The sequence below is a fragment of the Trichocoleus sp. FACHB-6 genome, from assembly GCF_014695815.1.
Classification (GTDB): Bacteria; Cyanobacteriota; Cyanobacteriia; order Cyanobacteriales; family FACHB-T130; genus Funiculus; species Funiculus sociatus.
Genome location: NZ_JACJOY010000120.1, coordinates 34,458 through 58,393 on the forward strand (window position 1 = coordinate 34,458; position 23,936 = coordinate 58,393).

At 45.7% G+C, this 23,936-nt stretch carries 18 protein-coding genes; 9 read left to right on the forward strand and 9 right to left on the reverse strand.

Going from position 1 to position 23,936, the window contains the following annotated elements:
- Positions 1–109: 109 nt before the first annotated feature.
- Both H6F66_RS24155 and H6F66_RS24160 read left to right on the forward strand, forming a co-directional pair.
- Entirely contained in the window at positions 110–1,150 is a 1,041-nt protein-coding gene (locus H6F66_RS24155) for a zinc-binding dehydrogenase (protein WP_190426679.1), read from the forward strand.
- Positions 1,151–1,233: 83 nt separating this feature from the next.
- Positions 1,234–1,824, forward strand: coding sequence for a hypothetical protein (locus H6F66_RS24160; RefSeq protein ID WP_190426682.1), 591 nt, complete (start codon positions 1,234–1,236; stop codon positions 1,822–1,824).
- A 58-nt stretch (positions 1,825–1,882) separates the two neighbouring features.
- Here the strand turns inward: H6F66_RS24160 and H6F66_RS24165 are convergent, their stop codons facing one another.
- The 3 genes from H6F66_RS24165 to H6F66_RS24175 all read right to left on the reverse strand — a co-directional run bounded on the left by H6F66_RS24165 (position 1,883) and on the right by H6F66_RS24175 (position 7,895).
- Positions 1,883–2,170, reverse strand: coding sequence for a hypothetical protein (locus tag H6F66_RS24165; RefSeq protein ID WP_190426683.1), 288 nt, complete (start codon positions 2,168–2,170; stop codon positions 1,883–1,885).
- A 259-nt stretch (positions 2,171–2,429) separates the two neighbouring features.
- Positions 2,430–6,167: a magnesium chelatase subunit H gene (gene bchH / locus H6F66_RS24170; RefSeq protein ID WP_190426686.1), complete on the reverse strand. Its 3,738-nt coding sequence runs from the start codon at positions 6,165–6,167 to the stop codon at positions 2,430–2,432.
- A gap of 90 nt (positions 6,168–6,257) precedes the next feature.
- Positions 6,258–7,895, reverse strand: coding sequence for a hypothetical protein (locus H6F66_RS24175; RefSeq protein ID WP_190426689.1), 1,638 nt, complete (start codon positions 7,893–7,895; stop codon positions 6,258–6,260).
- 308 nt (positions 7,896–8,203) lie between these two features.
- On the opposite strand from H6F66_RS24175, the gene H6F66_RS29100 reads away from it, so the two are divergent.
- From H6F66_RS29100 to H6F66_RS24190, 3 genes are all read left to right on the forward strand, one after another.
- Positions 8,204–9,130: an N-acetylmuramoyl-L-alanine amidase gene (locus H6F66_RS29100; RefSeq protein ID WP_190426694.1), complete on the forward strand. Its 927-nt coding sequence runs from the start codon at positions 8,204–8,206 to the stop codon at positions 9,128–9,130.
- Between the two features lie 148 nt (positions 9,131–9,278).
- Entirely contained in the window at positions 9,279–10,352 is a 1,074-nt protein-coding gene (locus H6F66_RS24185) for a peptidoglycan-binding protein (protein ID WP_190426699.1), read from the forward strand.
- 191 nt (positions 10,353–10,543) lie between these two features.
- Positions 10,544–10,987 (forward strand): hypothetical protein, encoded by a 444-nt coding sequence (locus tag H6F66_RS24190; RefSeq protein ID WP_190426723.1) that lies wholly within the window; start codon positions 10,544–10,546, stop codon positions 10,985–10,987.
- Positions 10,988–11,068: 81 nt separating this feature from the next.
- Here the strand turns inward: H6F66_RS24190 and H6F66_RS24195 are convergent, their stop codons facing one another.
- Together H6F66_RS24195 and H6F66_RS24200 are read right to left on the reverse strand one after the other, a co-directional pair.
- Complete coding sequence (locus H6F66_RS24195; RefSeq protein WP_190426724.1) at positions 11,069–12,091, reverse strand: S-layer homology domain-containing protein; 1,023 nt, start codon at positions 12,089–12,091, stop codon at positions 11,069–11,071.
- An 87-nt stretch (positions 12,092–12,178) separates the two neighbouring features.
- Positions 12,179–12,775 carry a thioredoxin family protein gene (locus H6F66_RS24200; RefSeq protein WP_190426726.1) on the reverse strand — a complete coding sequence of 199 codons (597 nt, stop codon included), beginning with the start codon at positions 12,773–12,775 and terminating at the stop codon, positions 12,179–12,181.
- A 171-nt stretch (positions 12,776–12,946) separates the two neighbouring features.
- Between H6F66_RS24200 and H6F66_RS24205 the strand changes: the two genes are divergently transcribed.
- A complete protein-coding gene (locus tag H6F66_RS24205; RefSeq protein ID WP_190426728.1) occupies positions 12,947–13,351 on the forward strand; it encodes an NIL domain-containing protein in 405 nt (134 codons plus the stop codon).
- Between the two features lie 40 nt (positions 13,352–13,391).
- Here the strand turns inward: H6F66_RS24205 and H6F66_RS24210 are convergent, their stop codons facing one another.
- Complete coding sequence (locus tag H6F66_RS24210) at positions 13,392–14,306, reverse strand: branched-chain amino acid transaminase (RefSeq protein WP_190426730.1); 915 nt, start codon at positions 14,304–14,306, stop codon at positions 13,392–13,394.
- 146 nt (positions 14,307–14,452) lie between these two features.
- On the opposite strand from H6F66_RS24210, the gene surE reads away from it, so the two are divergent.
- From surE to H6F66_RS24225, 3 genes are all read left to right on the forward strand, one after another.
- Positions 14,453–15,130 carry a 5'/3'-nucleotidase SurE gene (gene surE, locus H6F66_RS24215; protein ID WP_190426733.1) on the forward strand — a complete coding sequence of 226 codons (678 nt, stop codon included), beginning with the start codon at positions 14,453–14,455 and terminating at the stop codon, positions 15,128–15,130.
- 216 nt (positions 15,131–15,346) lie between these two features.
- Positions 15,347–15,628, forward strand: a complete 282-nt coding sequence (locus tag H6F66_RS24220; RefSeq protein WP_190426736.1) for a hypothetical protein — start codon at positions 15,347–15,349, stop codon at positions 15,626–15,628.
- Positions 15,616–16,551 carry an NAD-dependent epimerase/dehydratase family protein gene (locus H6F66_RS24225; RefSeq protein WP_190426739.1) on the forward strand — a complete coding sequence of 312 codons (936 nt, stop codon included), beginning with the start codon at positions 15,616–15,618 and terminating at the stop codon, positions 16,549–16,551. The genes H6F66_RS24220 and H6F66_RS24225 overlap by 13 nt, the downstream gene beginning before the upstream one ends.
- A 41-nt stretch (positions 16,552–16,592) precedes the next feature.
- Here the strand turns inward: H6F66_RS24225 and pgsA are convergent, their stop codons facing one another.
- The 3 genes from pgsA to H6F66_RS24240 form a co-directional block, all read right to left on the reverse strand.
- Positions 16,593–17,114, reverse strand: a complete 522-nt coding sequence (gene pgsA / locus H6F66_RS24230; RefSeq protein WP_190426740.1) for a CDP-diacylglycerol--glycerol-3-phosphate 3-phosphatidyltransferase — start codon at positions 17,112–17,114, stop codon at positions 16,593–16,595.
- Between the two features lie 97 nt (positions 17,115–17,211).
- The gene (locus H6F66_RS24235; protein ID WP_190426816.1) at positions 17,212–17,862 is read right to left on the reverse strand and encodes a sugar transferase; all 651 of its coding nucleotides are present in this window, start codon (positions 17,860–17,862) and stop codon (positions 17,212–17,214) included.
- A gap of 349 nt (positions 17,863–18,211) precedes the next feature.
- Complete coding sequence (locus tag H6F66_RS24240) at positions 18,212–23,416, reverse strand: hypothetical protein (RefSeq protein ID WP_190426742.1); 5,205 nt, start codon at positions 23,414–23,416, stop codon at positions 18,212–18,214.
- Between the last annotated feature and the right edge of the window lie 520 nt (positions 23,417–23,936).

Genomic DNA, 23,936 nt, shown 5'->3' on the forward strand with positions numbered 1-23,936 from the left:
ATAACGGTCAGAATGCTTTTCATCCTTAATGCTAGATGATTTCTTGTTTTTACCTTTTTTAAATCTGCCCTGATAAAATCAGCTAGGACACGGTTAGGGGCAGAGCATAATGCTAGCGGCTGTACTTTATGGACAAGAAGATTTACGCCTGGAACGGGTAGCTGACCCTACGCCAGCTGCTGGTGAGGTGGTGATTCAAGTGGCAGCGGCAACGACTTGTGGGACAGACCTGAAGGTTTGGCGGCGGGGAGGTCATGCGAAAATGCTGAAGCCTCCCACTTTGTTTGGCCACGAGGCTGCTGGGCGGATTGTCGCGGTGGGTGAAGGTATCAGCGCTTCGCAGGTAGGAGTTCGCGTAGTTGCTAATAACTCGGCTCCTTGCACAAATTGTTTTTTTTGTCAACGTCAAGAATATTCTCTCTGCCCTAATTTAACTTGGAACAACGGCACCTTTGCAGAATATCTAAAAATTCCCGCCCAGATTGTGCAGCATAACCTGTTGCCGATTCCCCCAGACTTGCCGGATGCGCTGGCGGCGATGACTGAACCTCTAGCTTGCGTGCTGCACGGGGTAGCGCGTTCTAATGTGAAACCTGGAGATAGGGTAGTAGTGTTGGGAGATGGGGCAATTGGGCTGATGTTTGTAGCCAAATTAGCATCTGACTCTTCAGCGGAAGTCATACTATTTGGCGGCAATGACCAGCGGTTGCAGATTGGGAAAAAATTGGGGGCAACTCAAACGTTTAACTACCACAAGCAGGCAGATATAGCAAGTGTGGTAAAAGAGCTAACGGATGGCATGGGTGCGGATGTGGTGATTGAGGCGACGGGTGTGCCGAGTGTTTGGGAGAGCGCGATCGCATCTGCTCGTCCCGGTGCTACCGTAAACTTATTCGGCGGTTGTCCGCGAGATACCACCATCACTGTAAATACAGAACAGCTACACTACAGCGAACTCACTTTAAAAGGCGTTTTTCACAACACGCCAAAGTATGTGCGAGATGCTTTATCCTTGTTGGCGAGCCGGACAATTCCCTTTGAGTTGCTAATCAGCGAACATCAGCCTTTAAAGAATTTAGAGCAAGTATTCCAAGATATGAAGAATCGTAAGGTGATTAAGGTCGCCATCGACCCCAGCGTGGCATCTTAGAAGTAGTAACAACGCCTAACGACTAAAGTCGCCTTTGTCCTACTAATGGATTGTTTTTTTTCGTTGAAAGTTTGAAGGATTAGATGAAAAGCGTCAAATTGTTATCAGTTTTATCCCTGGGAATTTTACTAGCATTGGGAGCCAGCCGTGCCGATGCTTTACCGGGACAGAGAACAGAAGAGGTGACTGCCTGGATTAATTCTAATCCCACTCTTCGCCCTGCTGTTGGTGATGGGCTAATCGTGCAAAAGAGTAATACGCCCGCCCAAAGATTTACCTTTCAAGCAACTGTGTTCTCGCCGGGCAGAATTACTTCTATCAGAGAACGTGGCACAATTCGCAGCGAACGCTTTAATTTTTATGACCAAATTAATGGCGTTACTCCCGAACGCCTGAAGGAATCTTTGCGGGTAATTTATGGCCCAGATATCTATCAAGATTACGACCGTTCGAGACTTGTGTATGAATATCCCACGCCGCTAAGTGTAGACTTATCTCGTCGTCAGGCACTACCACTTTTGAGAGCGCAGCAGGGACAATTACGATTAGGAGAGAGATTTGCTTACTGGATGGAAATTGTCAAAACCAAGGAAGGTAAGGCTTACAACGGTCAAATGACAGTTTTCCTCAGAGAAGATTTAGATAAGATGGAAACGGAACTACGCGATCGCTAAATCCCAGTCATTAGTCATTAGTCTTAAACTAATGACTAACGATAAATAACAACTGTAACTACTTGTCTTTATCCTTTTTTTTCGCCTTTCCTTTTCCCTGTGAAGTTCCCTGTGAAGGTGTATCAGTAGTTTGTTCAACAGTTGATGACTGTGGAATTGGTGACTGTACTGTTTGGGTTGACGCTGCTGGTGAAGGTGAGATTGACGCTGCTGGCGATGGCTGCGGAGTATCAGATGGTTTTAGCGCAACAACTAAGCCAGTTACAGCAGTGAGAATCGCCGCCGTTGAAGTTATGATGCCCGGAAGCGTGTGAAACCATCCTTGTGCTTTTGGTTCGTCAGACATAAGTTTAGTTCTAGAATTTCCTCTTTCCTGAATACAGCTAATTACTCGCCGTTCCGAATAAACGAATGCGAGTATAACAAATGTTATCTTATGGCGAGAATGGGAAATTTACTTAGGGATAAAGAGGATGCGATCGCATCTTTCTTCCATTTCTCCTTCAACAGCTAACCAATATCACCACCTTTCCACTGACAACCCATCAACTTCTGTATCGTACCGAATCGAGAATTGCTATATATTCCTAGCATACTATTTATGATTAATCAACGGTCACACCTTCGATTTCTGCATCTGATAACTCATACAATCCGCGCAGTTTCTCTAACTTATCAGCATCAGGTTCCCAGAAACCGCGACCATTTGCTTCTATCATCCTACCGACAATATTGCGGAAAGCTTCGGGATTGGCTTCTCGCAATTTATTCGCCATTTCTGCATCTAAAGCATAGGTATCTGCTGCTTGGTCGTAAACCCAATTATCGGTAAAATCAGCAGTAGCACCCCAACCAATTAGGGCTGTCATGCGCTGCGAGATTTCGTAAGCACCACCTGAACCTTGATTCGCCATTGCTTGCGCCCATTTCGGGTTAAGTAACTTAGTGCGATACTCCATTCGCAGCAAGTCTTCTAATTTGCGGGGTGTCGTATCTTTCGAGAAACTTTCGACAAAACTGGCGTTAACTTTTTTACCTTGTTGTTTTTCTGCTGCCCTTTTCAAGCCGCCCGTGTTGGCGTAATATTCTTGAATATCAGTGATACCATATTCTACAGAGTCGATTTCTTGGACAATGCGATCGCATTTATCCAACAACTGCGTCAAAACCTCTGGTCTAGCTTGACCTTTATCTTTTCTACCGTAACTAAAAACATTTCGACTTTGCCAAGTATCGCCCAACTCATCACCTGATTCCCAACTGGAAGCGACAACTTGATCGTTTACCAAAGAACCAAAATCACCCGCAGGATTAGAAAATAATCTCGCCGTTACATTCTCTACACCCTTGGCTTTTAAGGCTAAAGCGTGCTTGCGAACAAAGTTTTTATCTTCCGGTTCATCAGCATCAGCAGCACGTTGAAATAAATCGTCAAGTAGTTCGATAATATTTACAAAGCTATCGCGAAAAATGCCAGAAAGATTCCCTAAAACATCGATACGAGGATGATTTAACTGGGATAAAGGCTTTAATTCGTAACGGGCAATTCTGCCAGTTCCTTCTTTCACTGGTTCAGCGCCTACTAATTCCAGCAAAATTCCCAGAGATTCACCCTTAGTTTTGATCGCATCCAAACCCCACAACATTACCGCCACAGTTTCCGGATATTGACCATTTTCCTGAAAGTGTTGGTCAATAATTTTTATAGCAATTTCTCGACCTCTTTCATAAGCCGCAGGTGAAGGCATTCTATAAGGATCTAAAGCATGAATATTGCGACCAGTCGGTAACACACCAGCACCATCTCTTAACAAATCTCCCCCCGGTGCAGGCGGAATATATTCCCCATTAAGCCCTCTGATAAGATTCCTTAATTCTTCCCCAGTTTGCATCAACAAATCCCGAATTTGTATAACCTCCTCCTCTCTACGTTCTGGGGGTCTCTGCGGTTCAGTTCCTTCTACAATTCCCCTTACCATACCCTCTGAGAACTCCTCCCCAAAATAAGCCTCAAGGTACGACACCATCTCCTCTGAATTAGGTGCTTCACCCAACGTATGCAACCCAGATGAAAAAAGCCGATTTTCCAGAACTTGCAGATACTCGTACAACCGCACCAAATAACTATTAAAGACATCAGCACTAAACATCCTGGCATTTTCAGGAGTAAAGGCAATTCCTAGACGTTTCGCATCCTCAAAGGGACAATCTGCATCCAAACCTATATCTAAAATCTTTTTGCAGATGGCTTCTTTGAGAACGTAATTCTTATCTGTATCTTCCCGATATTCCGCGATTAATTCTCGCAATGTCACCAATTCCTTATACAACCCAGCCCGACCATAAGGCGGTACATTGTGAGAAATTATTACCCCATAGCCGCGACGTTTCGCCAAAATTGATTCGGAAGGATTATTTGCCGCATATACATATAGATTCGGCAAATTTCCTAACAAAATATCTGACCATGAATAACCAGTATTTCCCAGCGGAGATCCCGGCAACCATTCAACCGTACCGTGCATCCCAAAGTGAACAATGGCATCAGCTTGAAAGTCATTTTGTAACCACTTGTAGAAGGCAGCATATTGAGGATGCGGTGTCAAATCTCGCTCAAACATTAGCCGCATCGGGTCGCCAGAAATACCCAATGGTGGCTGTACGCCTACCCAAATATTTCCTAGTTGTATCCCACCAATTTGAAATTCATCTCCATAAGTTTTGATGCCAGTTTCAGTGAGGGATCCCCACTGTTTTTCGATACGGGTGGTAAGTAGGTATCCTAGCCATTTTTCTAGGGTTTTAGTGTTGACGGTGTTTACTCCTTCTAAACCTTTTCTTGCCTTCGCCCTTTCAGCGGTGAGGGCTGGGGTGGGGTTCTCATCCGCTTCTTTCACTAATCGAATTAATTCTTCGCCGTCTTCTGGTAATTCCCCAATGTTGTAACCTTGGTCTTTGAGTGCATGGAGAAATTTAAGGAGACTACGTGGTACATTCAACAAAGCTGCTGTACCCGTTGCACCATATCCCGGCGGAAATCCATACAAAATTATGGCAATTTTGCGTTCAGCGGTAGACTTTTGTCGCAAGGAAATCCATTTTTTCAACCTTCCGATTAACCGCTGGACTCGTTCTGGAATTAAGTAAATATCTTCTCCAACCAAACCACCGAGAGGAACTGGATCAATCGCCCCGTCGAGTTCTGGTAAGGCATACAAAACGACACTTTGTAATCCGCCAACACCCTGCCGCGTCCAAGAATGGATATCTTGAATTAGTAGGGGTGCGGCAACGATGTAAGGTACATTCTTCGCGGTGAGAATGCGTTTTGCTACTTCCACCTGTCGCCCTGCTTCCATCGACCCCGCAGGGCCGCCTACGAGGGGAAAACCAATTGTAGAAACAATTGCATCCACTCGCACTGCTTGATCGGAGAGTGAAGGAGTTTCAATATTACCGAGTTTTCGTTGGGCGATTTCGTAATTTGTTGTCATCCAATCTCGCACCGCCACATGGCCTTCAACTCCGTTAATAAAAATTGGTAAAGGTATTAATCCAGCTTTCTCAAACTGGCGAATTAACTGGGGGATGTAAGGCTGTTTTGTAATTACGTGTTTGCGATAAAGCAGAATACCAACAGTTGAGTAGGGACACGGCAGTGCCGTGTCCCTACTTTGATACCAATCTAAATATGCCTTCGGTGATTCAAAAAATCCTTGATAATCGGGATGCAGTAATCCCATGTTGGGGGTTTCAATTGGCGGCGGAATTTCTCCTACCTTCAACCCAAAATATTTCTCTGCTATAGTCCAGAACATAGAGGCAACATTTTCTGTTCCTCCAGCGTTCCAATAACCGTAGATAATTAGCCAGTTGCGTAAGTCTTGTACTTTTTGCACTGGCACGAATTTTAATAATTTTGGCCCTACTTTCAAAAAGCTAATATAACCAGCAAGTTTGTCTTCTTCTCGCCCATTGCTGAATTTGTCGAGAATGAATTTAACAGGTTTGGGCATTCCCTTGGGTTTGTCGCCAATTTTGAACGCGCCTATCTGAGTGAGGCTCATCAATTCCAAGGCTGACTCAAAGACGAGGCGAATAGGGATATTTTGCACCCTTTGGCGCAACCACAAAACTTGGTCATAATCAAACAGCAGACTGCCAAAGAAGACATCTGCCCCCTGGAGTGCGGCTTCTACGGCTTCTGGTTCCGTCGTGAGGGCGCGATCGCTAAATACCCGAATATCTAGTTCCCGACAGCTTGCTTGTGCCAGATCAGCCGCTTTCCGGTACAAGTCAGCGTTGAAAGATTCAAACCCAGCAATTAGAACAATGCGTTTCATGCCCAGAGATCCTAAAGGTTCCTACTTTCGATCTTAAGCAGGAACCTTGGGGATGGGACGCCTTAGCCCACCCCGACCCTCGGATTGCTTTTAGTAACTAGCTCTAAGCATCCCGCTGAAGATATTAAAGTTCTTGTCAATCAAACCGATTAAACTCTGAGCATTAGAGAGCGATCGCGGTGGGTTAGAAATCAGCGTATCCAGGGTAATCAAGCGATTAAAATCAACTTTGATGTCACCAGTCCGCTCGGTTTTCCCATCGCTTTCGTAAAACTTGACACCCGCCTTCTTGTGCATAATCTCGATCAACTCCTGCGCCATGATGCCATAGCCAATGGTAGTGGGATGAATCCCATCCAGAGAGAATAAGCCGCCTTGGGTGCGACCCGTTGCATCAGATTTAAAAAAGCGGGAGTCTGGCACGGGTGAAAGTGCCTGAAGCTCAGGTGGCAACTCGTACTGACCACCCACTTCATCCCACCAAGTCGGTCTGGCTGCGGGGTCTTGAATATAGCGCCTGGATGCCAAACGATCCAGTAACCCAGCCAATTCAAACAGATACCAATCTCTGCCTTCTTGTCGAGCCTGGCGCACCGCATCGGTTATATAGTCGTTGTACTGGTCAACGGCACTATCGATTGCTCGTGCTTCTTCCTCTGTCAGGTAGGGGTGCTTATTCGGATCGAATTCTTCTTCGGTAAGCCAAGGTAAGGAGTAGTAAGGGAAGTATCGAGATCCCGGCTTAGCTTTATTACCCTGATCATTTTTATTTATGCCACGGGCAAAAGGAACGATCGTGACGTGAGGAATCGTTGCCAAGATTACATGGCGAGCGCGGATTTGCTTAACTTCCGCAACCAGCTTGTCTAGTTCAGCCTTAAAGTGAATTGGACGCCAGACAGTATAGCGATCGTTGACCGCCATATCGTCATAGCCTTCAGCGGTCCAAGCCGCCTTGAATGTCAGAATACTACCCAGGGCATTATTGCCACCGATGACAACAAGCAGCGTTTCAATGCCGTCTCCACCGCTTTCTGGCGTCCCCTCAGCGCCCAGTGCTGCCGCCGCTTGCAGTGGCGTCAGCGCGTTGCCTTGTGCATCTCGTGCCGAATTCAAAACACGGATGGCAGCGCGTTCGTTATGATACTCGACAACCTGCCGGAGATAATCGTCTTTGGGGGGATTTTTCCGAATGATGTCTAGGCAAATGTCCGCAGTACGCGACAGGGTATTCCGCAAATCCCAGCCATAGACTGCCAGGTTGTGATTAATCCCTCGTTGAATTGGGAAGCGGGAGCCTGCGTCACGTTCCCAATAATCCTCCACATCGTCCATGTAGCGGCGTATAAACAACAGCGCCGGGGCGAAATCCAACCAGTTGATGCTGTCGCCAAACTCCCGATCGAGTTGTCGAGCCAGATTTTCCAGGTTGAGCGGAAACCCATCTCCTGGCCCGTCGTAGGTGGGATAACGCATCTGGTGAGACCAGCCCATTTCCTTAGCAATCATCATCGGATAGGAGAGGCTAGTATTAAAGATTGCCCCACTTTGAAAGCCGTGAGAGAGAGAATCCCCAATCGTGACCAATCGATGCTTGGGGGTGCCTTGTCTATTTACTTCAACGGAAATGCCCAGGCTGGGGTCTGTAATGGGTTTTCGCGCCTCTGCCTGAATAATTACATCGTCTGGCGTGCGATCGCGCATCCGAGATTTTCCAGAGTCTGCCATAAAGCCTCCTTATTAAAAAAAGCGAACATCAGTTACCGGATGATCCACAACCGATGAGATAAAATCCGGAACTTATATTAGTTTAAATTCGTTTTTTTCCTGATGAACCAACAGCGGTTTCCTATTAGCCGCTCGGATCTCTCGTCCTACCTATTCCTACGAATTTAATGATTTTTTTGTAACAAAATATGACTATTATGTTAAAGGAATAGACAGAAAATAAGGTAAAGGTTTTACTATAAAAGTTGCCCCAAACTTTCGGGAACTTAGTTCAACAGAAATGTCATCTCTCAAAGGAGCTAACTGCAATGGAATACGGAATTGATATCGGGCATAATTGTTCTCCCGACACGGGAGCCAGAGGAATTAGAGTTGAAGATGTGATGACAATGGAGGTGGGGACTAGAGTTATATCCAAGTTAAAATCTCAGGGGCATCAAGTTGTAGAATGCAAGCCTAAAAGTGCGAGTACTGTAGGCAATTCCCTATTGCAAAGATGCAATATAGCCAACGCTAATAGAGTGAACCTATTTGTATCTATCCACTTTAATGCTTTTAACCGTGTAGCTAAGGGAACGGAAGTATTTGCAGCCAGCGATACAGGCAGAAAGATTGCCCAGCCCATACTAGACAATATAGTTAAATTGGGATATTTCAACAGAGGCGTTAAAGATGGTTCGCACTTGTATGTAATAAAAAATACAAATATGCCCGCCATTCTGGTTGAGTGTTGTTTCTGCGACAACCAAGAAGATATGAATCGGTACAATCCAGAAGCTTTGGCGAATGCTATTGTCACCGGATTAACTGGAAAATCTCCAACGCCTCCCGCTCCAAACCCAGCTAAAGATAACGAGATAATCAAACTACAGCAAACCTTAAATAGGTTAAAAATAACAGATATTAGCGGCAAAAAGTTGGTAGAAGATGGAACAATAGACAATGAAACTAGAGCAGCTACCCAAAAGTTTCAGTCCATTGTAGACATCACCGAAAATGGAATTGCCGGCCCTACTACGTGGATTGCACTTAATCAGATTCTTGCCAAGCCAATACTAAGAGCAAACCATGCTGGCGGTACAGCTGTAAAATACCTGCAATACCGCATAGGTGCAGAAACAGATGGCGTTTTTGGTCTTGGTACAGAGGCAGCAGTTGAGAGATTTCAAAAACAAAATGGCTTAACTGCTGATGGCATTCTAGGGCCGCAAGGCTGGGTTAAATTAATAGGTTAAAGCGGCGTACAACTTTACTGGGGTAATACCTACCTTCTTTCAAGGGGTAGCTTAGAAAAAAGCGACTAACGTTTTGCCCCGCCAACCGCCCATAAATTGGGAGTTAAGGTATTGCCCACCCTACTACTGTTCAACTCAGGTAAAATCTATGGCTTTCAATATCAGTGTTCTAAAATTGCCTACAATCAAAATTGGCTCTAATGGTTCAGCTGTTAGTGCTTGGCAGAGCTATTTGAAAGAAGCTGAATATCCGATTGGGACTGTTGATGGAGACTTTGGCAAAATAAGTGATACCGCTACCCGCAGCTATCAACAAAGAAATAATTTGCCCGTCACTGGAGTTGTAGATAATACAACTTATACCAAAGCTTTGAGCGACGGTTTTATTTATAAAGTTCCGAATCTTACGGCGGCATTGTTGTTAGCTTACCTGCGCTTTGGTGATGCAGAGGTAAAAGATTTACAAAAGTCCTTGAATACTATCTTGGTTCCAGATTTGGGAGTAGACGGAGACTTTGGTGCCAGAAGTACGCAGGGCTTAGCTCAAGCTTACCTACAAAGAGACGTGCGCTTGCGTAGCGAATTAGGGGAGCTGCTTTCTGCAACTACTAAACAGAAACTGGGAGCAGATTTTACCGAAGCAATGGATATTCTCATCAACTATGCTAAAAGAATTAGATTTCGTTTGAGTGGACAACATTGGTATGACTTTTTTCCAACGAGCAAATCTATTTCTGATTTAGCTTCTCCATTCCGCGAAAAGGTACTAGGATTTCAAAAAGCTTTAATCGACGCAGGCGCTCAAACAATTATCGCCGCCACTTATCGACCTCCACAACGAGCTTATTTGATGCACTATGCTGCTAGAATTTCACGAGGAAGTATTAAGGCAGAGGATGTGCCGCGCTTTCCGGGAGTTGACATTCAATGGGTACATTACACAAATGCGGTGTCGGTGAAAGCGGCAGAATTGATGGTAGATGCTTATGGGATTGGCGGTAATCCTGTTGCTCTCAAATCTCTTCATACTGAAAGGTTGGCGATTGATTGGAATATTACCTGGGATGGTATCCTAAAAATTAAAAGACGAGATGGAACCATCTTTAATATCAGCGCTCCTACTAACGGTGCCAGCAATACTATTTTGCACAATGTTGGTGCTTCTTATGGTGTGTATAAGCTATTGAACGATCCTCCACATTGGTCATATAACGGTCGCTAAAAAGGCTCTCATGCGCTTCCCCTAATCGTGTTACAAAAGGGGGAGTAAAAAGGCAAAAATTTCTTGATTTTTGCCTTTTTACTTCTAGCGATCGCATTTACAAAAAATGTTTTATCTGCTGTTGGGGTTGGCTACAATTATTCTTAACGAAAAGCAAAGACGTAATATATCCCATCCTACGCTCTCGTGCCATGCAACCTCAAAGAATTAACCTTCGCTCAATCATCATCCGCAGTACAACGATAGCGCTGCTGGCGCTAGTGGCTGGGTGTGACTTACTGGAGCCACCCGTAGCATCACAAACTACGCCAAACCAAGCCGCCGCGCCTCCCATTTCAGCAGAGGTGGGTTTAGCCAAACATCTCAAAAAAATTGGAGCGAAATTTTACGGTGCTTACTGGTGTCCTCACTGCACGGATCAAAAGCAAATGTTTGGTGAAGAAGCAGTCAAGCAAATAAACTATATTGAGTGCGATGCTGGCGGTAAAAATCCGCGCCCAGACCTCTGCAAAAAAGCTGAAATTGAAGGCTATCCCACCTGGGAAATTCAGGGAAAGCAATACACAGGTGTGCTGGCTTTGCAGAAACTTGCTGATATATCCGGGTATGAAGGCGATCGCAACTTCAAAAACTAAACCCCATAACTCCCAGCATTTTTCCTCGTTCCCAGTCTCAGGCTGGAAACGAGAAATGTTTCCCTTAACAATTAGCCATTATTATTTTGGCTGAACTTGATACTGAGAAGGAATCTTTTCCACACTTCCAGCTTGCGCTAAGGCTTGATAAATCGCAGCCGCAACCTCAGCTCTCGTAGCCGCCTGAGTTGGTTTTAGCAAGTTGGTTTTTGGGTAATTTACCACAAGACCCGATGCCGTAGCTGCTGCTACCCCTGGCTTGGCGTAATTAGGAATCTGCGGAGCATCTTGATAAGCCTGTAAAACTTGGGCAGGATTAGCCGGTGGTGCCAGCCCTAAGCCACTGGCAAGGGCAACGAAGACTTGCGCTCTGGGAATTTCTTGATTGGGGAGAAAGGTATTATTTGGATACCCTTTTAAAAAACCCGTTGTAGCAGCTTGCTTAATCGCTGCGTTTGCCCAGAGCCCAGCTGGAACATCTTTAAAATTAGGTGCATTTTGAGCTGATTGTTTGTTAAAAGCCTTCTGCAAAATGGCAGCAAATTCGGCTCTAGTTATCGGTCTATCCGGGCGAAAAGTGCGATCGGTAAAACCGGCGACGATGTTACGCTGAGCCATTGCCTGTATGTAAGGACGCGCCCAGTAATTAGCAGGAATATCGGTGAAGTTGAGCACCCTCGCTGGGGGTGAAGCTGTGGGTGTTGGGGAGGGAGTCGCAGACGCAGTTGGGGCAGGAGCTACGGCCACTGGGGCAGGAGCTACGACCACTGGGGCGGGAGCTAAGGGTATGGTTCTCGAAGCCGCTGTGGGGTCTACTGGTATCGGTACGACTGGGGTGAGGTTTCCCGAGGCTTCTGGCGTTGAGGGATCTATGGCTTGGGGAAGGGGCGACTCTTGTGGCAATACGGGCGGTAGTGGGGCTGCTGGCGTGGGACTCGCAGTGGCGTTAGGAATCGGCAAGCCTGTCAGATTCAACCCTTCATCTTTTCTACCTATCACCCAAAAGAAAATCGCGCCAATGGCGGCAAAGGCTACAACAATGCCTATCAACTCATCAAAGCCTAGTTGAGAGGATCTTGGATCGGGGGGCGGTGGATTCGTCATTTGCCATCCTTCATGCAGCAAATAGCTTATAACCCAAAGCGGTAAGCCTAGTCATCCTCCTAGAGTAAAATTAAACATTTTGCATTTTTAATTTTTGACTTGACTACCGTGGCTGCGAGGATCGTCAGGGGTGGCTTTTGCTGGGGTGACGGGCGCTTCAAAGGCGGATACTTGCCCCGCTTGGGTATAAGGTAGGGGTAAGGCAGCAACTAGGGCTTCAATGTTTGCCTGCATGATGAGACGAGGCATTTCACCGAGGGTTTGAGCGATCGCTTCCCCATTTTTCCCAAAATACACGAAATGTGGAATGCCATCGACTCGGTAGCGCAGCATCTCTGGCAACCACTTGTTATTATCCACGTTCAGCATCACAAAGTTCACAGACTCCGCGTACTCTTGTTTAAGTTCGCCCAAATCTTTTGCCATCGCCTGACAGCTAGTACACCAGTTGGCATAAAATTCCATTAGCGTCGGCTTACCATTACTCAAAGCCACTTCTAACGGTGTGGATGTTTGCGCCTGTGCGTCTAGGGAAACTGAACTTGTCTCGGTTCGCAGTCCGAAAAATAGGGCAACGGTGAGGATAATTGCTACCATTGCAATCAAGAAATTTCTAATGCGTTTCCCGCTGTCTGCTGGCGGCTGGGTTTGGGGAGTTACAGTTGTTTCAGGTGTCACAGCCATTGAAGATTTTGTTTAGGATTTGTATATAAGCTTCCTTTAGTTTACTAAGGGGATTAGGAATTAGGGATTGGGGATTGGGGATTGGGGATTGGAAGGATTCTTACCCAGTCCAAGAGTCCCCAGTTTTTAATCCCTAGCCCCCAGTCCCCAGCCCCCAGCCCATCCCCTGCTGTGAAAAAACGAGTAACGCTGACTTTTCCGAAACGCGCAATACAAATGCCAGTGACTTATCGACTGGCTAAAGATTTTAATGTGGCGGCGAATATTATTCGCGCTCAGGTGGCACCGAATCAAATTGGTAAGCTGGTAGTGGAACTTTTGGGCGATATTGATGCGCTGGATGCGGCGATTGATTGGATGCGATCGCAAGATATCAGCGTTTCCTTTGCCAGTCGGGAGATTGTTATTGATGAAGATGTCTGCGTTGACTGCGGACTTTGTACTGGTGTTTGCCCTACGGAAGCCCTTACTTTAGATCCGCAGACATTCCGGCTAACGTTTATGCGATCGCGCTGCATTGTCTGCGAACAGTGTATTCCTACTTGTCCCGTTCAAGCAATTTCCACCAATCTTTAATATCGATTATTCACACCCTCCCCCATTTGAATACTTATGTTTATTCAAGGGGAATTGTGTATACCCATTCTCGGTAATTATCGTCTCGGTTTTCTGTAATTGCTGTCAGTTTCTCCCTAAGTTTTTCAGTTATTGGTCTAGTTGTTGATAACTCGTAGTTTTCAATTCTTTTTACTGGGGTTATCTTAGCAGCAGTCCCACTTAAAAACACTTCGTCAGCAATCAAAAGCTCAGATTTATCAACGGGTCTTTCTATAGTTTTAATTCCCATATCTTGAGCGATTGTGAGAATGCTATCTCTAGTGATGCCTTCTAAAATATCTTGTTCAACTCCAGGGGTAATTAGTTGCCCATTTCTCACAATAAAAATATTCATCCCCGAAGCTTCACAGACTTTGCCTTGAGAGTTCATTAAAATCCCTTCGTCAAAACCGGATTCTACAGCTTCAGTTTTGGCTAGAGAAGAAGTAATATAAGCTCCTGTAATTTTACCTTTCAGGGGAAAGCTGCGATCTTCTTGTCGATACCAAGAACTAATGCGACAGCTTACTCCTTCAGGAGACATATAATCTCCTAACTCTAATCCATAAACGAAAAACTGTTTCTCAATGTTATGAAGTCTGGGAGCAATACCTATATCTGAGGTATAGATAAAAGGTCGAATATAAAAAGACGTACTTGGCTTATTAACTCGGACAAAATCGACTATAGTATTTTCGATTTTATCTGCTGGTAAATCGTAGCGAAGAAACTTAGCACTCTGACTCAATCTTTGACAATGACGGTCTAATCTAAACAGCAAAATTTGTTGAGGGTTTTGGGGATCGGGGATGCCACGCAATCCTCCAAAGGCTCCGGTTCCATAATGCAAAGCATGGGTAGCGATGGAAATATTTGCCTCAGCAAAAGGCACAAATTTGTTTTGGAAGTAAGCAAAGGGTAAAGAATTAAGCATACTAAAAGTATCTGGTGAGTGTTATCACTATAGAATAATCTTACAAAATTTAACTATAAATTACTTTGATAGCGCTTGAATTATTTTTATAGTTCTGATTTTAGTATGGCTTAGCAGAACACTACAACACTACTCTCCAAAAATCTATGACGTTCATTATCACCAACGACGACGGAATAGACGCTCCTGGTATCCGAGCGCTGTACAAGGCGATGAATGGCAATGGCGTAATTGTTGCTCCCTGTGACCATCTATCGGGTTGCGGTCATCAGGTGACGACGACTAGAGCGATTCATCTCAAGCGACGCTCTAATGTTGAATATGCGATCGCAGGCACTCCCGCTGATTGCGTTCGCATTGCCTTGTCACATTTATGTCCCAATGTCAAATTCGTACTTTCAGGCATCAATGCTGGAGGCAACTTGGGAGTGGACTCTTACATCTCAGGCACAGTAGCAGCTGTGCGCGAAGCGGCGATGCACCGAGTTCCGGGAATTGCCGTTTCTCATTATCGCAAAGGGAAGCGGAATGTTGATTGGGATGTGGCGGCGCGTTGGACAGCTGGAGTTTTAGCAGACTTACTGACTCGTACCATTGAACCGGGAAGCTTTTGGAACGTGAATTTACCACATTTGGAACCAGGAGATCCCGATCCAGAAGTGGTATTTTGCGAACCCTGTAAGCGACCGTTGCCAGTAAATTACCGAATTGAAGGTGATGATTTTTACTATGTAGGAGAATATCAAAAACGCGATCGCACTCCCGGAAGTGATGTTGATGTTTGTTTTTCCGGCAAAATTGCTGTCACTCAACTCAGACTGTAAGATGAGTTTTGGCAAAAATTTAGAATAACAACTTGTGGAACCATCAGAATTACAGTATCTAATTCTTAACGCTCTGGACACCTTAGAACTACTTAGCAATGCGGTGTATGATGAAGAAACAGGAATTTGGGTAATTGAAACACCAAGCTCTGTATTACTTTATGCCCGACTCCTGCAAAATGGCGATATTGTTCCTATGAGATGGAGATCGGAACTATGAAAGAACTGACTGAAGTCCAGAAACAAGAGTCCGAAAGATTAAAAGAACTTTTTGCCCGATCTCGGCAACGCTATCTAGATGCTGGGGGAGATCCTCGAAAGCGTCCAATGGGCCGTAAAGGTGATGACTACTTAACAGATTCAGAGAGAAAAGAAATATTTGCGATTGCACGACGTGGCGTTCAAATCATTGGCGATGAAGTTCACTGTGAAGGACGTTTGTGGAAAATTTCAGACAAATTGGCAAAAAATGAGGATGGTGCAGAATGCGAATTTTAATGATGGGTGGAACCCGGTTCATTGGGGTTTATCTAACAAAAATGCTGGTGGAACAAGGGCATGAAGTCGTACTTTTTAATCGCGGTAACAAGCCTGCACCAGTTGAAGGTCTAAAACAAATTCATGGCGATCGCACTGATGCCTCGCAACTAAAAGAAAAGTTATCTTCGGAAAATTTTGACGCTATCTTTGATAACAACGGGCGGGAATTAAGCGACACCCAACCTTTAGCAGAAATATTTAAAGACCGGGTGCAGCATTTTGTCTACATGAGTTCTGCTGGTGTTTATCTGAAGTCAGACCAAATGCCTCATGTAGAAGGCGATGCTGTCGATCCAAAAAGTCGTCACAAGGGCAAGTTTGAAACAGAAGCTTACCTCACCCAACAGGGATTACCTGTTACATCTATTCGTCCTACTTATATTTACGGGCCTCAGAACTACAACGATTTGGAAGCTTGGTTTTTCGATCGGATTGTGCGGAATCGCCCGATTCCAATTCCCGGAAATGGTTTGCATATCACCCAGTTTGGTCATGTGAAAGACTTAGCGGCGGCGATGGCAGCAGTTTTGGGGAAATCTCAGGCAGTTGGGCAGATTTATAATGTGTCAGGCGATCGCTATGTCACCTTTGATGGGTTAGCGCGTGCTTGTGCTATTGCTGCCGGGAAGTCAGACCAAGATTTGCAAATTGTCCATTACGACGCGAAAAAGTTTGATTTTGGGAAACGCAAGGCTTTTCCTATGAGAACTCAGCATTTCTTCGCCGCAGTTGATAAAGCCAAGACTGAACTAGGCTGGCATCCAGAATATGACTTGATTTCTGGGCTGAAAGACTCGTTCTTAAATGATTATCTCGCCTCTGGTCGCGACAAAGCTGAGGTAGATTTCTCAGTTGATGATGAGATTTTAAAAGCAGCCTGATTTAATTCTCGTTCCTGGGCTGTGGCTTGGGAATGAGAACCCTACCCTATCGGTTGAGCGCTTTTTTGAGGTGATACATAAATTGCGCCAGAAATCAAGGTAAGGACAACAGAAACCCAAAAGGCAACCAAAGAGTAAATTTGCCATGAGTCAGGTAGGGGTGCGATGAGGAGTGCGATCGCTAGTATCTGACTCACTGTTTTCAGCTTCCCCCAAATATTGGCACCAGTGATGGTAGTTTGGTTAACGCGCCAACCTGCGATCGCGATCTCTCGTCCCAAAATCAAAAATACACCCCATGCTGGAACTTGATTTAACCCAATCAGCGCCAGTAAAGGAGCTAACACCAATAATTTATCAACTAAAGGGTCAAGAAACTTACCCAAATCTGTAATTTGATTTAGTTTACGAGCTAAGTAGCCATCCAGCCAATCTGTAGCCGCCGCAACCAGAAAAATTGCCAGACTGATCCAGCGAGTTTCAGTTGTTGGGTTTTGCAGCAAATAGAGCAGAAATGGTAGAGATAACAAACGAGATAAAGTGATCCAGTTAGGCAGATTCATCAATAGTTATGAGTTATGAGGTAGCCATTAATGACTACCGTCATCATAAAACAAGAGACGCGATAAATCGCGTCTCTACAATTCATAACTAAAAATTTTAGCAAGCGCCTTTCTTATCCAAAACTGCCATTACGGTCTTGAAAATTAGGCTGATGTCGTAGATAACAGACCACTTGCGTTGGTAGTCGATGTCCATACGAACGATTTCTTCAAAGTCTTCCACAGTAGAACGACCGTTAGCTTGCCATTCGCCAGTAATTCCCGGCTTAACATTCAACCGTTCCCAATGATGACCGTCGTAGTTCTTAACTTCATTGACTGTGGGTGGACGGGTTCCCACCAGACTCATATCCCCCATCAGAACATTCCAAAACTGAGGAAATTCGTCTAAGCTAGTGCGGCGCATAAATCTTCCCACGCGGGTAATGCGAGGGTCATTTTCATTTTTAAAGATATGCCCTTTTGCCTGGTTCTTCACCAGATGCTGAAGCTTTTCTGCGCCGACAACCATAGAACGAAATTTCCAGATGCGGAATTGGCGACCGTGCAGACCGCAACGAATCTGGCTGTAAAATACTGGGCCGGGGTTATCAAGTTGCATAGCGATCGCTACTGGAATTGCGATCGCAGCCGTAATCCCTAAACCTACCATGCCTCCCAAAATATCAATTAGGCGCTTCGCTTTGCTAGTAACCGATGGATGATGTTCGGCTTGTTTTTCACAATCAACTAAGTAGAGTTCATCCATTTCTGGCGAAGCAACTTTTTTGGATTCCCGGAAGCGATAAGTAGTAATCACAGTTCTGTAGTTGGTTTCTATAATTTGGGCTTTCTATATGTCAATATAAGCAACACCCTTCCTACTTGGAATGTCCAAAGCACTTATTTCACCGAATCTTTAAGGATATTCGGCTTTTATATATTTAGTGTTTACGCGGTTGACAAAAGTGCATTAATATGATGCTAGGGTTGAAAGTAGAGATTGGGGATTGGGGATTGGGGATTGGGGATTGGGGAAGAGAAAAAAGTCTTACCTAGTTCCTAGTTCCTAGTTCCTAGTCCCTAGTCCCTAGTCCCCAGCCCCCAGCCCCCAATCCCTAAATTATTGCCAGTTCTAACAAATTGACCGCTAGTGGGTCGTCCAGTTTTTGCTGAGTACCAGCCAGAACGCTACTTAAATAACGCCGCCAAGCCTCGCTTTGCTGTCCATTCATGCGATAAAGCTGCGTCGCCTCTTTCTCAAAAAGAGGTGCGGAAGCGATCGCCTGATAATCAGGATTTTGTGCCGAGGCGGGAGTCAGTAAACCCGAAGCGGTTTGTGACGGCACCAGACCAGCAGGCATCTGACCGTCCAAAAGTGCCATCACGCGAGAAAAGCAAACCCGTGTATTAATACCGCGATACTCTAGTATCTGCAAAATTTCCTCAACCGGAAGCGGTTGGGAGGGCAGTGCGCGTAAAAGTTCCAAAAGCAGAAAATAGTCGCTGTACTGCTGCGTTTGTTGTTCCAACAGTTGGGGATATAACGGTAAAGTAGCCAAACCGTAGGCAACCGGGCTACAGCTTCGGGTTGCTTGTTCCCCTGACCAGACGCGAAATGTTGTATCTGTGTCCCGAATCAAGATTGCTTTTGGTAATTTTTGACGCAGCCATTGGGCGATTTCACCGATGGCAGCAGTTCCGCCAGTACAGATGATTTGCTTAATCCCTGATTCGCGTATTCCTGTCTGAATTAGCAGCGAATTTAGCTTCTGATTGAGTTGTTCAATAAACGGTTTGAACACCCGGTTTTCTAGGTCTTGGCGCGTCACCACGCAGGAATGTTCGCCCAGTTCCAGGGTATAGCTATCTTGGTGTTGAAGAATCCGTTTTAGATAACTAGCGGCTTCTAGGAGTTTTTGTCCTAGAGGGGAACTTTGCAACAGCGATGATAAGCGATCGCGTGTCGCCAAATCTGGTTCACCCGCCTTAGGAAAGATGAGGGATGAAGAATGAAGAATAAATGAAGATTCTAATTTATCTTTTATTTTGCTGCCTTCATCCTGCAAAAGCAATTGACAGATAATGTCTTGGTCAATCGCATTACCCGCATAGGCAAAACTTTGACAAGCAAAGTCGGAATGAGCTAAATCTTCCAGATTTTCCGGTAAATTTACCAAAGCGAGTTCTGTTGTGGTGGCACCAGCATTGATTGCTAAAGTGGGGCCTCGCCAGGGTACTTCTGGGAGTGTCGCACCTTCAATTCCTGCCAACACAGTAGCGATCGCATCCTCAAGAAAGAAAATTTGCTCTGGATGCCCCACCAGCTTCGCCTCCAGCAAGGCTTCACGAATATTAAAGCGGTAGGTATCCCCCCACTGGGCAGGGCAACCCACAATCGCACCGCTTAAGCGGCTCATCGCTGCATTCAGCGTAGATGGCTTTAGACCAGCAGCACCTACTAAATATGAAGGAGCTTGTTCTGAGGAAGATAGAGGGCTTTCCTCGCCTTGTAGGGGTGTCAGAGTAGCGAATAAAGCTTTCAACGAGCGCCCAATCCAGCACAAAGAAATTGGCTGGTCAAGCGACCACTGCAACATTGGCTCCCAATTTTTGCCGGAGACAGAATAGTAAGGAATGCCAACTTTCAAGTATGGCTTAAAGTTTTGGATGAATATCCCCTCTTTACTATTGGCAACGGATGTTGGAGCAACAGCGATCGCTGCTACTGATGATCCCGGAATATTCCCCTCTGGCCCTATGTAGGTTACAGATGGTAAACGAAAGCTGGTTTCGTTTGACTCTGGCTGTTGGGATTTCATCCAATAGATAGGATATCTTTCGCCAGTGGAGCAATTTAACAAAACTGCGGAAACACCAGTTGTCCCAAAGTCAATTCCTAAATACCAGGTATAGTTGCTGACATCCTCTGAGGCGGCTTTTTTTAAAGGATGAAGGATTAAGGATGAAGGACTTTTAAGCTCAAATCCGGTTAATTGTCCATCATTAAAACACTTTACCCCGAACCCCTCTGCGTCTGTCCCCACGGGAGGCGGAGGCACACTATCTGGCAATGTGAGGTTCTTCAGAAATGCTGGTTCAGCAAGCGGTGATATCAAAGGAACGGGGTTGAAGGACGAAGGATGAATAAAGTTTTCGGTAAAAATCTGAGATTCAAATATCGCTTCCACCGAAAAATCTGTTTCATCCTCCCTGCTTACAGCTTCCTCATTCGGAGTCACTATTTGTTTTTTTTTTTCAGAATCTGACGATGGGGGTATATCTAGATTCAACTCGTCGGATGTTAGAGTTGAGTCCTCATTATCAAAAGCTTCGTTAAAGGCTTCGTCAAAGGATTCTTCTTGGGATGCGATCGCTTCCTCTGGTGCGATCAGTTCCTCCAAGCGTAACAATTCCAACTCCCAATCCATATCCTCTGATTGTGTTGTTTCTCCCCCATCGCTTTCTGGCGTTTCTTCCCAATCCCAAGAGGCTAAGTATTCATCATCAGAATCAGAAGGAATTGCGTTTTCTGTTTCCACCCGACTTAATTCTTCTAAAGATAATTCCACCGCTTCATCCCACCCATTGAATGTTTGCTGGCTGGAATTTGATTCAGGTGTTTCTGACAACTCCCAAGCAGCTAAGTATTCATCATCAGAAGCGATCGCGTTTTCTGTTTCCACCCGACTTAATTCTTCTAAAGATAATTCCACCGCTTCATCCCACTCATTGAATGTTTGCTGGCTGGAATTTGATTCAGGTGTTTCTGACAACTCCCAAGCAGCGATCGCATTTTCTGGGACTGCTGTCTGTTCTTCCTCCGCTGTTAATTCCTTAGCTGGAGGAAGCAGACCAATCACCGTGTCTGGAGGTGGATAGAGCGGTTCCCAGGTGTATAATGACGCATCCCATTCAGACACAGATGGTTCTGTTTTCTCCGGCTGTTTGGGGGAATCTTCTTGGTGTAACGCTTCACTTTGAGACTGCGCCTGCTCATTTGGCACACCAGCAGACACATCCTCTGGAAAACTATCCAAGTTTAGATCGTCCCAATCCTCCATCAACACTTCATCCAGTGCTGTGTCTGCCACAGTTTCTTCAAATAAGTGAATTTCTTGATTTTCACTCCTGTGGATTTCGTCTAGTGCCAGTTCCTCTTGAGTAAAAGGCTGCTGCGCCATCAATTCCCCGGTTAACTCGGTTCCAAAAATCTCCTTTTGTTGAAGGAAATCGCTATCAGGTGCCTCTAATCTATACAGATTTTCACCTATCTGCTGAGCTGTCTCCAGAATTTCTGTTTGTTGCTCTCGGCGGCTAGTAGGTGTCTCGAAGCTAAAAAGGTCTTCACTCAGCAGTTGCAAAGTCTCTTGATCCAGCCAAAATTCTTCTGCTTGGCTAGCAGAAGCATCTATTGCCAGCAGATCCTCGTCTGGCGAAGCTGGAATGTAGGTATCTTCTAGCTCTAGAGACAGGCTAGGTGTCTCTGTGTCTATTGCTTGCTGAGGTATGGTTGGCTCTACCTGAATTTGAGTTGTTTCTTGAACGGTAGTTTCTACAGCAGAACTCAGGGATTCATCTGTCAGCGCCTCCGGAAATAAATCAGCCAGCGACGAGATGACCAGATCCCCTGGTTCAACATCGCTATTGGCGGCTAAATTTGTTTCGGCGGCAAAGATTTCTTCACCCAAACGGCTAGCAATTTTGGAGGGTTGCTCTTGCTCATCTGCCGCGATGGGTGCGATCGCTTCTGTGTCTATCTGAAAAACGGTTGCTTCCCAATCTTCCGGAAACAAAGCATTTTCCCAAGGTCTTGTCTGTGGCTGTACAAATGTCGGCTCATCCGACGAATCTATCAGTCCGGCAAACAAAGCATCCTCTAAAGACTGTGTTGTAGGTTCTGTAATAGATTCGGGGGATTTTTCTGTTGCTCCTAGTCTCCCCCTCTCTCCTTCTTCCTGAGCCGTATGTTGTGACTTTTCCACCCCAGCGTCACTCACCGGTTCCGCACCAAACAAACTATTAAAAAAATCGTCTAGTTCGTCTTCCCGTGTTTCAGGAGGCACGGGAATTACAGCATTCAGCTGTAGGAGGGTTGTCATATCATCATCATCCAGACTATCCAGATTTAGAGCGGATATATCCATCTCCGGATTCAGTCCTTCATCACTGTTGGCTGCTGCGGATGGCGATCGCTCCTGTCCCTGTACAACCCAAGTGCTAATAGTCGGATTCGCCTCCGGACTTGGCTCCTCTACCAGTTCCACCGATCTAGCTGGCAGTTCAATACCTGGATACGGTAATTGTGTGGGAGGGTTGTCAGCATTAGGCGAGAAGCTTCTGTAATTTTGTGAAGGCGAGAACGGAGCAATATTTGCCTCTCTCCAAGGTGCCTGGGTTCCACGTTGCCTGGGTTCCAGGTTGCCTGGGTTTTGCGGCCTTGTAGTCGCTTCTGGGGGTGACTCCAATTCGGAAATCCGCCTAGAGGAGGATTGCATTATGGTTGAGGCTTCTTGCTGTAACTGCTCACTCAGATGATTTACCAACTCGGTAAACCTGACCTCACTCTGCTGCCCCAAATTGTGAATCTTCTCCAGTCCTTGGAACAAAGACTCTTGATAGCTGTGAATATTGCGCTGTAGCGTCTCGAAGACGGAACAAATAGTAGAATCCAGCGTTATCAACAGTTGATCGGATCGCGCCTGTAGCATTTGCAGTTGTTCCAGACGCTCACGAGGGTGTAGCGGTGCTGGATTGTTTATCTGGCTGCGGTCGTAGGCTGGGCCAGAGGCGGATGGTGGCGTTTGTTGGGATGTATACGCCAAATTCATAAATTGGGCTTCTAGATTCGTCAGGCTTTGAGCCATCTGTTGCGTCAGAGTTTCCTGCAAGCGACCAGAAAGCGCCTGCAAAAATTCGGAAATCATTTGCTGCTGGGATGCCTGTTGCTGGGTAAGAGTTCGATAGTGCAGCCGGGAACTCTCCATCTGCCGAATTTCTGAAATTAGCGACTCCCGTTGTTGGCGCAGCCGCTCCATTTCCGCCTGTAAAGGCCCAATTAAGCCGGAGCGCAACGAGTGCATCTCTTTCTCAACCGCTTGCACAATTTGCCGCCCCGTTTCCTGCGATCGCTGGAGGTACTGCTCTTCAACTACAGCATTGGATTGCTGTTGTGCGGCTAAATAATTACGAACTTGCTCCAAAAGCCGCCGCTGCTCTTGGACATCGACCGATCTGAGCCAAGGACGACGGGAGCTGGCCTTTTGGAGGATGCTGTCAATGTCAGCGATGATTGTTGAAATTGAATCTGTTTCGTGAGTCACAAGGGAACCCCCGCCTAGAACGATTGCCCAGTTATCAAAAGCTACTATACTGCTACTGGCTATAATGTTAGACTGCGTGAGCGACAACAACTAAATTTCACAGGGTTCTACATCTACCGGGTGAAGTATTTCAAAACGGGTAATTATAAATGTAGATATATTCAGGAGCGATCGCCCTCAAGTGCCGCCAACCGCGTAACAAGTACGCGATCGCCATAAAATAAAGCGTTTGGAGTAGAATGTGAGTTTTGCTTTTGAACGATCGGCAACTGGTAGTGAGTTTACCGTAGAGAGGATAATAACGGTAGAGTCATTTCTAAATAGGTGCCTCTTGCTTGGGAATGAATTGGCACCTTCGTGCCTCTTGTCCAGCAAAATTGTCTTCGAGTGGGGCAACGCCACCTGCTGTACTATTCTGGCAGTATTGCTGAAAAGTCCAGCTCTTACTTATTGCTCTGCGTTAAAACGCTACCAGCTAGCCCCGATGAAAGTGGGCCACTAATTATCCGTTTAAAAGCGT

What these genes read in the sequence shown, in the direction of transcription:
- H6F66_RS24160 (WP_190426682.1), top strand. Translation starts at nt 1,234, where the DNA reads ATGAAAAGCGTCAAATTGTTATCAGTTTTATCCCTGGGAATTTTACTA.
- H6F66_RS24165 (WP_190426683.1), bottom strand. Translation starts at nt 2,170, where the DNA reads ATGTCTGACGAACCAAAAGCACAAGGATGGTTTCACACGCTTCCGGGC.
- H6F66_RS24235 (WP_190426816.1), bottom strand. Translation starts at nt 17,862, where the DNA reads ATGGATGAACTCTACTTAGTTGATTGTGAAAAACAAGCCGAACATCAT.
- H6F66_RS24175 (WP_190426689.1), bottom strand. Translation starts at nt 7,895, where the DNA reads ATGGCAGACTCTGGAAAATCTCGGATGCGCGATCGCACGCCAGACGAT.
- H6F66_RS29100 (WP_190426694.1), top strand. Translation starts at nt 8,204, where the DNA reads ATGGAATACGGAATTGATATCGGGCATAATTGTTCTCCCGACACGGGA.
- H6F66_RS24210 (WP_190426730.1), bottom strand. Translation starts at nt 14,306, where the DNA reads ATGCTTAATTCTTTACCCTTTGCTTACTTCCAAAACAAATTTGTGCCT.
- H6F66_RS24220 (WP_190426736.1), top strand. Translation starts at nt 15,347, where the DNA reads ATGAAAGAACTGACTGAAGTCCAGAAACAAGAGTCCGAAAGATTAAAA.
- H6F66_RS24190 (WP_190426723.1), top strand. Translation starts at nt 10,544, where the DNA reads ATGCAACCTCAAAGAATTAACCTTCGCTCAATCATCATCCGCAGTACA.
- H6F66_RS24225 (WP_190426739.1), top strand. Translation starts at nt 15,616, where the DNA reads ATGCGAATTTTAATGATGGGTGGAACCCGGTTCATTGGGGTTTATCTA.
- H6F66_RS24185 (WP_190426699.1), top strand. Translation starts at nt 9,279, where the DNA reads ATGGCTTTCAATATCAGTGTTCTAAAATTGCCTACAATCAAAATTGGC.
- surE (WP_190426733.1), top strand. Translation starts at nt 14,453, where the DNA reads ATGACGTTCATTATCACCAACGACGACGGAATAGACGCTCCTGGTATC.
- H6F66_RS24155 (WP_190426679.1), top strand. Translation starts at nt 110, where the DNA reads ATGCTAGCGGCTGTACTTTATGGACAAGAAGATTTACGCCTGGAACGG.
- H6F66_RS24200 (WP_190426726.1), bottom strand. Translation starts at nt 12,775, where the DNA reads ATGGCTGTGACACCTGAAACAACTGTAACTCCCCAAACCCAGCCGCCA.
- bchH (WP_190426686.1), bottom strand. Translation starts at nt 6,167, where the DNA reads ATGAAACGCATTGTTCTAATTGCTGGGTTTGAATCTTTCAACGCTGAC.
- H6F66_RS24195 (WP_190426724.1), bottom strand. Translation starts at nt 12,091, where the DNA reads ATGACGAATCCACCGCCCCCCGATCCAAGATCCTCTCAACTAGGCTTT.
- pgsA (WP_190426740.1), bottom strand. Translation starts at nt 17,114, where the DNA reads ATGAATCTGCCTAACTGGATCACTTTATCTCGTTTGTTATCTCTACCA.